We start from the raw sequence: 11,705 nt of genomic DNA on the forward strand, positions 1-11,705 counted from the left end.
CAGGCCCGCAATGTCATTGAAATTCTTAGGTTTGAGCTGGCGCAAGCTGTCTGTCGCCGTAATGGCGGCCAGCCTGCTGGCGCCAGCCATCGCGGCGGCGGCCGAGCCGCTGCCGGCTGCCGTTCGCATCGCCGTCGTGGCGCGCACGGCGCCGTCCGGCAAGACCGTGTTTGCCGGTTCGGCCGCCCAGGTGGCTGCCCAAGGCTGGCTGGCGGCCGAACTGGGCAAGCTGGGCGTGAAGCTGGAATGGGTGCCCGTCACCACCAATTCCGTGGCGACGCAAGTCAACGAGGCGTTTGCCAACCACTCGATCGACCTGGCCCAGTATGGCGACCTGCCATCGATCATCGCCAATGCCTCGGGCCTGCAGACGCGGCTGATTTTGCCGGGTGGCAGCTTCAGCAACACTTACCTGGTGGTGCCGAACGGCTCCACGGCCCGCTCGATCAAGGAGCTGAAGGGCAAGAAGATCGCCCTGCACCGTGGCCGGCCGTGGGAATACCCGTTCGCGCGCTTGCTGGAAGCGAATGGCATGAGCTTGCGCGACGTGAAAATCCTCAACCTCAATCCGCAGGCGGGCGCGGCGGCCGTGGCGACGGGCGGCGCCGATGCCTTCTTTACCCTCAGCGACGCCTTTTTGCTGGAAGATAAAAAGGTCGGCAAGATCATCTGGTCCAGCAAGGCGCCGCCGCAGGACTGGAAGATGCGCGCCGAACTGTGGGCCGACAGCGGTTTCCTGCAACGCTGGCCGCAGCTGGCCCAGCTGGTGGTGACGGCCTATGTGCGCGAGCATCACCGGGCCGCCGGCGCCGGTGGCGAAGACGAGTATGTGCGCACGGAGGCGGCGGCGGGCCAGGTGGAAAGCGTGGTGCGGCGCGAACTGGCAGGCGACCATACGCCGTGGCAGGCGCGCTGGTCGCCATTGTTCACGGCCAGCCTGCGCCAGCATTACCTGGGCGAGGCGGCATATGCGAAGAGCGCGGGCCTGATCGGGCGGCCCCTGCAAGTCGACAGCCTGTTCGCGCCCCAGTTCGTCAACCAGGCGCTGGCGCAGCTGAAATTGCAAACGTACTGGGCGCCATGACTTCCCTCACTATCGCCTTGCCGCGCTCTTGTGCGCCTGCGCATGCGGCGTCCATTCCCTGGCTGCGGCGTTTTGTGCGCTCGCCCTGGTCCGTGTGGGCATCGCCGCTGGCCTTGCTGCTGCTGTGGACGGCCGCCACCACCTTCGAGTGGATGCCAGCGCACATCTTGATGTCGCCCTGGCAAGTTCTGCTGACGGCGGCGGACCTGGCCGAAAGCGGAGAATTGGGCCAGCACCTGGGTATCAGCCTGTTCCGCCTGCTGGCCGGTTTCGGCCTGGGCGCCAGCGCGGGCCTGGCCTTCGGCGTCGTGCTGGGCCTGTCGCCTGGCTTGCGCAGCTATGTCGATCCCACTTTCAATGTCTTGCGCCAGTTGCCGACCGTCGCCCTGATTCCTTTGTTCATCTTGCTGTTCGGCATAGGCGAGAGTTTCAAGGTGTTTATCGTGGCCAAGGCCAGTTTCTTCATCGTCGCGCTGGCCGTGCATGACGCCATCCGCAACTTGTCGCAGCGCTACTTTGAGGTGGCGCAAGTGTATTGCTTTTCGCGCTGGCAGCGCATCCGTTTGATCGTCCTGCCCGCCATCGTGCCCGCCGCGCTGACGGGCATGCGCATCGCGCTGTCGCGTTCGTGGATGGTGCTGGTGGGCGCGGAATTACTGGCCGCCGACAGCGGCCTGGGCCAGATGATGGAAATGGGCCGGCAAATGTTCCGCCTCGACGTGGTGATGGTGGGCGTGGTGCTGACGGGCGTGATCGGCTTCGGCCTGGACCGGGCCTGCCACGCGCTGGAAGCACGGCTGATGCGCTGGAAGCGCAGTGGAGAGAACGCATGAAGCAACGTTTGAGTGTGATCTTCAAGGGCGCGCTGCTGCCGCTGGCCTTGCTGGGCGCCTGGCAATGGGCCTCCGGGCAGGGTGCTGCCGCCGCCTACATCTTTGTCTCGCTGGGCGATCTGGCGCACAGCCTGCGCGACCTGGTCTGGACGGGCGAACTGTGGGTGCATCTGCGCGCCAGCCTGGGCCGCACGCTGGCCGGCTTGCTGCTGGGCGGCAGCGCCGGCATCGTCACGGGCGCGCTGATGGCGCAGTCGCCGCTGGCGGACCGGCTGATCGGCCCGCTGTTCCACAGCATCCGCCAAGTCCCCTTGCTGGGGCTGATTCCCTTGCTGGGATTGTGGGTGGGCAATGGCGACGGCGCCAAGCTGCTCGTGATCGCCATCGCCGCCTTTTATCCCACCGTGCTCAACACGTATGCGGGCATGCGCCAGGTGGAAGGGAGACTGCGCGAAGTGGGGCAGGTGCTGACCCTGACGCGCTGGCAGACCCTGCGCCAGATTCTGTTGCCGGGCGCCATGCCGGCCATCGTCACCGGCGTCACGCATGCGCTGGCGTTCGCCTGGCTCGCTTGCCTCGGCGGCGAACTGCTGTTTGCGGCCGGTCCCGGCATGGGTTCCCTGTTGCTCAACGGTGAAGTATCGGGCCGTATGGACGTCGTCCTGCTGGCCGTGCTCGTGATCGCCTTGCTGGCGCAAGCGATGAACGTGGCGTTTGCGCGCCTCGCGCGTTTGCTGGTGAAGGGGCGCAGCAGTGAGTAAATCCCTGCCATTCCAGCCAGACGCGGCCGTCAGTGCCCGCGAAGGCGAGTTGCGCGCCTTCCTGCTGCGCTTTATCGGCCTGACCCTGCTGTCGGGCGTAACGATCGGCATGAACAAGGTGCTGGCCACCTTGCTGGGTTTGCATTTGCACGTGAGTAATTTCCAGCTGGCCGCGATCAGCAGCGCGGAAACCCTGGCCATGGCGCTGGGCACGATTCCGGCCGGCTACATCTTGTCGCGCGGCAATCCGAAGCATTTGTATGCGGGCGTCAGCCTGAGCCTCGCGCTGGCCTTTTGCGTGCTGCCGTGGCTGCCCGGCTGGCAATGGGTGGCCCTGCTGATGTTTCTCGTGGGACTGTGCATCTCGCTGCGCATCGTGGCCATGAGTACCGTGTTTCTCGTGCGCTTGCCGGAACTGGGGCAGGGCAAGGCGGGCTGGTACAAGGGCACCTTGATCCTCGGCATGCAGTTCCTGGGTCCCCTCTGCGGCAACTACCTGATCGCGCAGCTGGGCCTGAAGGCGGGCTTTTTGATTTCTGCCCTGATGTTCGCCATCCTGGCCGTGCTGGGCTGGCACGTATTGCCCAACAATACTTTGCCCGATAATACGGCGCCCCGCAAACAGGCGGGACAGGGTGCGCTGCCCGGTGCGGCCAGCCTGCGCGAACTGCTGCGCCTGCCTATCGTGCGCGTGACTTACCTGTTCGAAATCCTTGCCAGCTTCACGGCATCCAGCGTGGGCGTGTTTTCCATCCTGCTGGCCATCCGCGTGCTGCACTGGCCTGCGCACCACTCCGTCTGGCTGATGGCCGTGCAGGGACTCAGCTGCGTGCTCGTGCTGCTGTTCCTGGGGCGCTTCGTGCTGGCCAGCCGTTACCGCGAGCAGCTGTATGGCGGTGCGCACCTGGCCATCATGGCGGCCTTGCTGATCCTGGGCTTGTGGCCGTCCAGCGTCGCCTACCTGGCCGCCTCCGTGCTGCTGGGACTGGGCCTGGGCGTGAATAACCTCGTCAATACGGACAATATCGCCCGCGCCCCCGTCGACAAGGCCCGCGTTTCCTCCCATCTGACCCTGTTCGGCATGGTGGGCGGCACGGCTGGCGCGCTGGCGGCCGGCCATCTGGCCGACGTGACGGGCTTGCGCAATGTGTTTTTGATCTGGCTGGCTCCCTGGCTGGTCGCCTGGCTCTGTTTCCACGGCAGCCGCTGGCTGCGCCGGGCGCCGCCCGCCGCCATTCCTTCCCTCGCCCCCACTGCAGAGAGCGCACCATGAATGATTTTGTTTCTCCATCGACCTTGCTGCCGCAGCGGCAGCAGCTGAGCGGCGGCTTGCAAGTGCAGCACGTGAGCAAGTCGTTTTCGCTGAAAGGCGCGCCGCTGCTGGTGCTCGACGATATTTCCCTGACGATTGCACCCGGCGAATTCGTCGCCATCGTGGGCGCCTCCGGTTGCGGCAAATCCACCTTGCTGCGTCTGCTGGCGGGTCTCGATACGGACTACACGGGCTTGCTGCTGCACGACGGCGTGCCGATCCGCGGCACGGATCTGCGCCGGGGCCTCGTGTTCCAGGATCACCGTTTGTTTCCGTGGCTGACGGTGCAGCAGAACGTGGCCGTGGCGTTCAGCAATACCCGTGTGCCGCAGGCCGAGCGCGACGCGCGCGTGGCGGCGGAAATCACGCGTGTGGGCCTCGACGGCTATGCGGATGCCTATCCGCATCAATTGTCGGGCGGCATGTCGCAACGGGCGGCCATCGCGCGCGCGCTCGTCGGGCGGCCCGACGTGCTGCTGCTGGACGAGCCGCTCGGTGCGCTCGACGCGCTGACCCGCTTGCGTTTGCAGCAGGAATTGCGCCGCCTGTGGCAGAACGAGGGCATCACCATGGTGATGGTCACGCATGACATCGATGAAGCCGTGTATCTGGCCGACCGCATCGTCGTGCTCGATGCGCGGCCGGGCAAGGTGCGCAGGGTGCAGGACGTGCCGCTGGCCCACCCGCGCCAGCGCGGTTCGCCCGGTTTCGTTGCCATCCGCGACGGCTTGCATGCGGATTTCAGCGACCTCGACGATGCGCACGCGCCCGTGGCGCAGGAAGTGGATCCCAGCACCCTGTGGGATGGCAATGAATGGGCGCGCAGGATGGCGCTGTAGTTTTTTTGATATCCATCAACCTGGAGAGACAGCATGAGCAATGAAAGTCAGGCAGCAAACCAAGCACTCGACACCCTGTGGTACACGCGCTGTCCCGTCCCCACGGGCCTGGGCATTTCCCTGCAGCAGGGCTGGCTGGAAGACGCCTTGCGCGCCGACGGTACCAGTTTGCGCTCCTTGCGCGAATCGGACCAGGAAGCCGTGCGCGAATCGCATTTCGACCATACCTTGCAGAATTCCGTGCGTCACGGCGGCAATATTCCCGCCCTGTGGGCACGCGCGGCGGGGCGCGACACGCGCGTCATCGGCCTGTCGTGGTCGGACGAGACGCAGCTGATCCTTACTCTTCCCGGCAGCGGCATCGAGACGGCGCGCGACTTGAAGGGCCGGCGCTTCGGCTTGCCCCTGTGGGCCAGGGCGCAGATCGACTTTGCGCGCGCGCAAGCCTTGCGCGGGCTGGAAAACGCGCTCAGCCTGGAAGGTTTGACGGCTGCCGACGTGGAACTGGTCGATTATGTCATTCAAGCGGGCCAGAGCGAAACGCCACCGGAGCGGGGTGCGGCAACGAATCTGTTCAGCGGCGCGCGGCGCGGCGGCCAAAGCCCGGAGCTGCTGGGCTTGCTGCGGGGCGAGGTCGACGCCATTTTCCTGAAAGGCGCGTCGGCCGCCCAGCTGGCGCAGCAGTTCGGCTTGCACACGGTGATCGATACGGGCAGCCATCCGGAGCCCTTGATCCGCGCCAATAACGGCACGCCGCGCACCTTGACCGTCGATGCGCACTTGCTCGACCACCATTTTGCTTCCGCCGTGACTCTGGTGGAGCAGGTGCTGCGGGCCGAAGCGTGGGCACGCGGTCATGCGGACGAGACGCGGCGTTTCCTGGCGCGCGAATCGAATGCCAGCGAGCACTGGGTGCAAGTGGCTTACGGCAAGGATGCCCATCTGCGCCTGGACACGGATTTGGCGGAAACGTCGGTCGCCGGCTTGCAGGATTTCAGCGACTTTTTGTTCCGCTGGAACTTCCTGCCCAGCAAGGTCGACGTGCGCGCGTGGATCGATCCCCGTCCTTTTGACGCGGTGCTGGCGCAGACGCGCCGCGCGGCTTGAGCGGGAAGCACGTCAACGGTGGCCATGTTCGATGATGAGGAGAATGCGATGCGGCGACGCACGGTGATGGGCGGGCTGGCCTTGCTGCCCCTGGCGGGAAAGGCGGCCTCGGCGGCGAAAGCGGCGGGGGCGCCGCCGGCGGCCCTGCGCATCGCCTCGACGGGCTTTGCGGAAAACGGCAAGGCGGAACTGGGCGGCATCGCTTACCGCGTGCAGCAGGAAGGCTGGCTGGCCCGCGAACTCAAGCTGCGCGGCGTGCGGCTGGAATGGCTGCCCGTCACGGGCGACACGGGCGCGACCATGAACGAGGCGTTCGCCAGCGGGCGCATCGACATGGCCGCCTATGGCGACTTGCCGTCCGTCATACTCAACGCGGGCGGCGTGCGCACGCAGGTGATCGTGCCGGCGGGGCGCGGCACGGACCAGTTCCTGCTGGTGCCCACCGGCTCGCGCGCCACGTCCCTGGCCGAGCTGAAGGGCAAGCGCATCAGCGTGCACCGGGGCCGGCCGTGGGAACTGGGCTTGCGCCAGCTGATCGCCGACCAGCGCATGTCGCCCACGGATTTCCGCCTGATCAATATGGATTTGAAGCCGGGCACGGCCGCCCTGGCCACGGGCGCCGTCGACGCCTTGTTCATGATCAATGGCTATCCGCTGGAAGACAAGGGCATCGGCCGCATCATCTGGTCCAGCAAGGGCTTGCCGGAGAGAAAAATGCGGGCGGAACTGTGGGCGCGGCGCGACTTTACGCAAGCCCATCCCGACATCGCCGAACTGGTGGCCACGGCCTGGCTGCGGGCCCAGCATTGGGCGGCGCTCGATGGCAACCGCGAGGCCATCATCAAGGATGGCACGCGCAACGGCACGCCCGACAGCGTCGTGCGGCGCAGCTACGACGATCCGGGCTTGCAGTGGAAGGAGCGCTGGTCGCCGCTGTACGACGACGCCGTGTACCGTCATTACCGCCGCGTGCTGGCGTTTGCGCAGGAACAAAAGCTGATCCGCCAGCCCCTGACGGCGGAGGAATTGCTGGAACCGCGTTTTGTCGCGGCAGGCTTGAAAAAGCTGGGCCTGGCCAGTTACTGGGAACCGGCCAAGGTGTAGTTCTGGAAGACGGGCGCGTGGCTCAGTGCGGCAAGCACACGCGCCCGGCCACGACCTTGTCCGTGTCGTCGCCCGCATGCGCGCGCAGTTGCAGCAGCATCAGGGCCACGCCCAGCATCAGCGCCGCAGCGCAGAGTTTCTTGTGCATCGTCGTTCCCGTTTTCACTATCTATGAAGGTGTGCAGCGATATTATTGCCGAAATTCATCGTGCGGGCTGAGCAAGTGCCAAGCGTGCTTTACAATTATGCATCTTGCGCATCCGCGCCATCTGAATTGTATGCATAGTATGTGAAGGGAATGACAAGCCTGTGACTTCCAAGCCGATCAAGATCGCCGCCACCGTTGTCGTGGCTCTCGCCGCTGGGGCCGGCATTTATAGCTACACCCGTCCGGCCGCCACCGCCACGCCGGGCGCTCCCGCCGCAGGCAGCCCGGCCGCCGCGCCGCATTCCGCCGTCGATACGGCCGCCGTGGCCAGCCAATTCCGCGATTTGCTGGGCAATTTCCGCAAGATCATCGTGCTGCTGGCCGACGAGCAAAGATTGCCCGAAGGCGCGCGCGACGAAGCCCGTAAAGTGGGGCAGGCGCTGTTCCATGAAAACCAGGAACGCATCGCCAAGCTCGATGCAGCGCTGGATCAACTGACGGCGCCCACCAATCCGGGCCGCTTCGAAGCGCTCGACAGCCTGCTCACCTATATCGAATCCGATCCCGGCCTGTATGACGCGGACCGCCTGGCTTTCCGCGAACTGCTGCAAAGCATGCTGGCCGACGTGGCCAAGGACTCGTCCTTGCCGGCGATCAAGCTTCACAAGCGCATTTCCGAAGACCTCGACGCGCTGGGCGAGATCGAGCGCAATTACGAGAAGGAAATCCGGCAAATCTTCGGCAACCTGGGCCAGCGGTCCATCGAACTCAAGCGTGAACGGTGGGATGATTATGTGGCGCAGCTGAAAAAACTGTACAGCCGCGAACAGATTCTGAAGGAAAACGGCATCGTCGTGCCGTATGCCGTTCCTCCCGCCGGCTCCATGCCCGAAGCCAAGCCGGCGCCAAAAAAAGATGAGGCGGAAATCTTCGGCCTGGGCTTGCCGAAGAAAACCATCGTGCTGACCTTCGACGACGGCCCGCACCGCCGTTACACGGAAGAAATCAGCGCCATTTTGAAACAGTATGGCGTGCCGGCCGTGTTCTTCAATGTGGGACGCAACCTGGGCAGCCTGGACGCGGAAGGCCACGCCAAGCTGGGCGCGGGCGCGGAAGTGAGCCGCAAGTTGATGAAGGAAGGCTATGCCGTGGGCAACCACAGTTTCAGCCATGCACAATTGTCGAAGCAGACGGGCGACAAGCTGAAAGGCGAAATCCTCGGCACCGACACTTTATTAAAAGCCATCAGCCCCGAGCGGGCCGCGCTGTTCCGCTTTCCGTATGGCGCGCGCAATAGCGAAGGCATGGCCGCGCTGGCCGACGCGCATTTGAAATCCGTGATGTGGAATATCGATTCGCTGGACTGGGCCGACCCCGTGCCCAGCTCGATCACGAACCGCGTGCTGGCGTCCGTCGACAAGGCGGGGCGCGGCATCGTCCTGTTCCACGACATCCACGAACGCACGGTGAAAGCCTTGCCGGCCGTGCTCGACAAGCTGATCGCGGAAGGCTATCAATTCGCGGGCTGGGATGGCACGAGCTTCCAGGTGGCGAAAAGCACGGCGCCCGCGCCGGAAAAAGTGCCCGTCACCACGGGCTACGCCAATTCCTGGGCCGTCGTGATCGGCATCGACGATTACGCGAAATGGCCGAAATTGCAATATGCGGTGCGCGACGCGCAGGGCATCCGCGAAACGCTGATTGAAAAATTCGCGTTCGCGCCCGAGCGCGTCGTGACCCTGAAAAATGGCGAAGCGACGCGCAACAACATCCTGGCCGCCTTCCATGACAAGCTGGCCCATGGCGGCGTGCGAAAGAATGACCGTATCTTCGTCTTCTTCGCCGGCCACGGCGCCACGCGCAAGCTGAGCTCGGGGCGCGACCTCGGCTACATTGTGCCCGTCGATTCCGACCCGGCGCAGTTCGCCACGGATGCGATTCCGATGACGGAAATCCAGAATATCGCGGAGTCCCTGACGGCCAAGCATGCGTTTTTCGTCATGGATGCCTGCTACAGCGGCCTGGGCCTCACGCGCGGCGCCGGTTCCAGCTCTTTCTTGCGCGACAATGCCAAACGCATCGGCCGGCAAATGCTGACGGCCGGCGGCGGCGACCAGCTGGTGGCCGATGGCGGACCGAACGGCCACTCCGTGTTTACATGGACGCTGTTGCAAGGCCTGGCGGGCAAGGGCGACCTGAACGGCGACGGCCTGATCACGGCCACGGAACTGGCGGCGTATGTAGCGCCCGCCGTGTCCAGCGTGTCGAACCAGACGCCCGCGTTCGGCAGCTTGCCCGGATCGGAAGGAGGCGATTTCGTCTTCGAATTGCCGGGCGAGACGGAATTCCTCAGCCCGAACACGACGCAGCTGTCGACGGAAGCCATCGCCCTGAACAGCAAGCTCGACGCGAAGCCGGCTGCGGCCAGCGTGACGGTGAAGGATTTGCAGGGAGGCGAGCAGAAGATCGTCACGCCGGGCGCCGTACCGACCTCCACACGCCAGCTGGCGCAGCGGGCCAACGACCGCGGCTTGCAGCTGTACAAGGAGAAACAGTACGCGCAGGCGGAAGCGCAATTTACGGAAGCGCTGAAATTGCGTCCCGACTTCGCGCTGGCGGCCAACAACCTGGGTTTTGTCTTCTACAAGCAGGAAAAATACCGCGAAGCGGCACGCTGGTTTGAAAACACGGTCAAGATGGACCCGTCGCGCGCCATCGCCTACCTGAACCTGGGCGACGCGTATGCCAAGGCCGGCGATGCGGCCAAGGCGAAAGCGGCGTACAAGACGTATCTGGAGCTGGCGCCGACGGCCTTGACGGCGCCGGCCGTGCGGCAAAAGATGGAAAAGCTGTAAGTTGACGTCCAACTTGCCCATGGTCCACGTCTTCACCTGCAGCGGCCGCTTTCCCAGCTGGGAAGCGCTGCAGGCTTACCTGGCGCCCGCGTACACGGAAGATGGCGATGCCGTGCCGTCGCCATTCTTCCTGGAAACGGGCCTGACGGACTATGAGCCGGCCTGCTTCGAGAGCGCGCTGCTGGCCGCGCCCGCGCCGCTGGCAGAGTTGCTCGACGGCGTGTCGTATGCGGACAACTGGCTGGCGCAGGCGTGCGCGGACGCGCAGGGCTTGCTGGCCGATACGGCCGTGTGCGTGTTTGCGCCGAATCGACTGGCGCATCCGCACCGCAGCTCGCTGCACCACGTGGGCAGCTACGCCTGCGACGGCGGCTGAGCCTCATTTCCGCGTTGTTCATGTATGAGCTTGTTGACGCTGGCCAGCAGGCTGGTGCCCGAGGTGGTGATGAAACGGGCACCCGCCGCCTGCGCTTCCGTGCCATAGCTTGCCAACGTATCCTTGTTGCAATAGACGATGATCGGTAATGCGGGCTGCGCCTGCCGCACTTCGCGCACCGTGCGCACGCCCGCATCCTTGACCCGGCGGCCGTTTTCCACCCTGGCCATGTCCGTGATGAATAGCGCGTAGTGCTTCTGTTGCAGCATGGCCAGCGCCTGCCGCGTCGACACGGCCTGGTCCACCTTGATGTTTTCCCGCTCCAGCTGCTCCATCAGCAAGGTATTGTTGCGCGGGTGGTCGTCCAGCCACAGCACGAGGCTGACCGGCCGTTGCGCCGTCGGCGCGGCGGCCAGGGCCGTGACGGCGGCGGCGCCATCGGGGGGATGGGCCAGCAGCAACTGCGTGACGGCTTCCTGCATGTCGTCGAGCGACTTTTGCTGCAAACGGCTCAGTTCCGTCACTTCGATTTCCTTGCCGCTTTCCAGGCGCACGGATTCGTTCTTGACGAGGCTGTCGGCGCGCTTGATCATGATGGACAGGTAAATGCGCGTGAGCAAATAGCCGATCAAAAAGCCGTGCACGGAAAAGAACAGCATGATGCCGCCCACTACCGCCATGGCCGTGGGCGTGTCCGTGGCCAGGCTGGGCGCGATAAAGGCGGCCATGCTGCGCGCGCTGCCAGGCAGGCTTTTGAGCTCGATCAAACCCACGCCGACAATGATTTTCGTCAGCCAGTCCGACACTTCCACCAGATTCGAATTGATTTCCATGGGCGTGGGCGTGCCCAGGAACAGGGTATTGCTGGGGTTGCCGGTTGCCGCGTCCGCGCTTGCCGGGGGAGGCTCGTCCGTGGAACGGCCCTTGCCATTAGCCTGCTCGTCGGGCGGGGCGGCGTTGACGGTACCCGAGGGCAGACTGCGCGGTATGCCGAATAAAAACCCCAGCAGCATGCCGCTGACGCAAAAGCCCAGGCTCCACAGCAGGGCCGGCACGGCGTGGTAGTAGGGCGGCAGCAGGGCGCCCGCCAGCACGGACAGCAAGCCCGCCAGCAGGATGAACAGCAGGATGTACGGCAGCACGTCGCGCTTGCGCACGGCCGCCGTGACGCTTTTGCTCGCCTTGCCGCTGCTGTCGCTCAGGTCCACGGTCGCTCCTTGAAAAATGCTGAATCCAGGCAGCCGGTCTGCCGCGTATATATCCCGTAGGAGCCTGTACTGACATCA

Annotated in this window: 11 protein-coding genes; 9 read left to right on the forward strand and 2 right to left on the reverse strand. The window is 64.9% G+C overall.

Going from position 1 to position 11,705, the window contains the following annotated elements; all coding sequences use genetic code 11:
* The first annotated feature begins 10 nt into the window (after window positions 1-10).
* From AC1RBA_RS02750 to AC1RBA_RS02780, 7 genes are read left to right on the forward strand one after another with little or no spacing between them, the layout of a single operon-like run.
* Window positions 11-1,084: a PhnD/SsuA/transferrin family substrate-binding protein gene (locus tag AC1RBA_RS02750; RefSeq protein ID WP_409028615.1), complete on the forward strand. Its 1,074-nt coding sequence runs from the start codon at window positions 11-13 to the stop codon at window positions 1,082-1,084.
* Entirely contained in the window at window positions 1,081-1,917 is an 837-nt protein-coding gene (locus AC1RBA_RS02755; RefSeq protein ID WP_083287941.1) for an ABC transporter permease, read from the forward strand. Before AC1RBA_RS02750 ends, AC1RBA_RS02755 begins: the two co-directional genes overlap by 4 nt.
* Window positions 1,914-2,678 carry an ABC transporter permease gene (locus tag AC1RBA_RS02760; RefSeq protein ID WP_099409382.1) on the forward strand — a complete coding sequence of 255 codons (765 nt, stop codon included), beginning with the start codon at window positions 1,914-1,916 and terminating at the stop codon, window positions 2,676-2,678. The genes AC1RBA_RS02755 and AC1RBA_RS02760 overlap by 4 nt, the downstream gene beginning before the upstream one ends.
* Window positions 2,671-3,951 (forward strand): MFS transporter, encoded by a 1,281-nt coding sequence (locus AC1RBA_RS02765; RefSeq protein ID WP_492416447.1) that lies wholly within the window; start codon window positions 2,671-2,673, stop codon window positions 3,949-3,951. Before AC1RBA_RS02760 ends, AC1RBA_RS02765 begins: the two co-directional genes overlap by 8 nt.
* Window positions 3,948-4,829: an ABC transporter ATP-binding protein gene (locus tag AC1RBA_RS02770; RefSeq protein ID WP_492416449.1), complete on the forward strand. Its 882-nt coding sequence runs from the start codon at window positions 3,948-3,950 to the stop codon at window positions 4,827-4,829. Before AC1RBA_RS02765 ends, AC1RBA_RS02770 begins: the two co-directional genes overlap by 4 nt.
* A 33-nt stretch (window positions 4,830-4,862) precedes the next feature.
* On the forward strand, window positions 4,863-5,936 hold the full coding sequence (locus AC1RBA_RS02775; RefSeq protein ID WP_492416451.1) for an ABC transporter substrate-binding protein: 1,074 nt from the start codon (window positions 4,863-4,865) through the stop codon (window positions 5,934-5,936).
* Window positions 5,937-5,984: 48 nt separating this feature from the next.
* Window positions 5,985-7,040, forward strand: coding sequence for an ABC transporter substrate-binding protein (locus AC1RBA_RS02780; protein WP_492416453.1), 1,056 nt, complete (start codon window positions 5,985-5,987; stop codon window positions 7,038-7,040).
* Between the two features lie 22 nt (window positions 7,041-7,062).
* Here the strand turns inward: AC1RBA_RS02780 and AC1RBA_RS02785 are convergent, their stop codons facing one another.
* Entirely contained in the window at window positions 7,063-7,188 is a 126-nt protein-coding gene (locus AC1RBA_RS02785) for a hypothetical protein (protein ID WP_268993670.1), read from the reverse strand.
* A 161-nt stretch (window positions 7,189-7,349) separates the two neighbouring features.
* Here AC1RBA_RS02785 and AC1RBA_RS02790 point away from each other — a divergent pair, with 161 nt between their 5' ends.
* Window positions 7,350-10,043: a polysaccharide deacetylase family protein gene (locus tag AC1RBA_RS02790; protein ID WP_492416455.1), complete on the forward strand. Its 2,694-nt coding sequence runs from the start codon at window positions 7,350-7,352 to the stop codon at window positions 10,041-10,043.
* A 1-nt stretch (window position 10,044) separates the two neighbouring features.
* Complete coding sequence (locus AC1RBA_RS02795; protein ID WP_492416457.1) at window positions 10,045-10,419, forward strand: immunity 22 family protein; 375 nt, start codon at window positions 10,045-10,047, stop codon at window positions 10,417-10,419.
* Here AC1RBA_RS02795 and AC1RBA_RS02800 read toward each other — a convergent pair.
* On the reverse strand, window positions 10,398-11,627 hold the full coding sequence (locus tag AC1RBA_RS02800) for a response regulator (RefSeq protein WP_492416459.1): 1,230 nt from the start codon (window positions 11,625-11,627) through the stop codon (window positions 10,398-10,400). The two genes, AC1RBA_RS02795 and AC1RBA_RS02800, sit on opposite strands and share 22 nt — an antisense overlap.
* Window positions 11,628-11,705 lie beyond the last annotated feature (78 nt).

Source organism: Janthinobacterium sp. GW823-FHT03B06 (assembly GCF_058796955.1).

Bases quoted from the DNA above. Each gene is read 5' to 3' on its own strand.
- AC1RBA_RS02750 (WP_409028615.1), top strand. From the start codon at position 11: ATGTCATTGAAATTCTTAGGTTTGAGCTGGCGCAAGCTGTCTGTCGCC.
- AC1RBA_RS02755 (WP_083287941.1), top strand. From the start codon at position 1,081: ATGACTTCCCTCACTATCGCCTTGCCGCGCTCTTGTGCGCCTGCGCAT.
- AC1RBA_RS02760 (WP_099409382.1), top strand. From the start codon at position 1,914: ATGAAGCAACGTTTGAGTGTGATCTTCAAGGGCGCGCTGCTGCCGCTG.
- AC1RBA_RS02770 (WP_492416449.1), top strand. From the start codon at position 3,948: ATGAATGATTTTGTTTCTCCATCGACCTTGCTGCCGCAGCGGCAGCAG.
- AC1RBA_RS02775 (WP_492416451.1), top strand. From the start codon at position 4,863: ATGAGCAATGAAAGTCAGGCAGCAAACCAAGCACTCGACACCCTGTGG.
- AC1RBA_RS02780 (WP_492416453.1), top strand. From the start codon at position 5,985: ATGCGGCGACGCACGGTGATGGGCGGGCTGGCCTTGCTGCCCCTGGCG.
- AC1RBA_RS02785 (WP_268993670.1), bottom strand. From the start codon at position 7,188: ATGCACAAGAAACTCTGCGCTGCGGCGCTGATGCTGGGCGTGGCCCTG.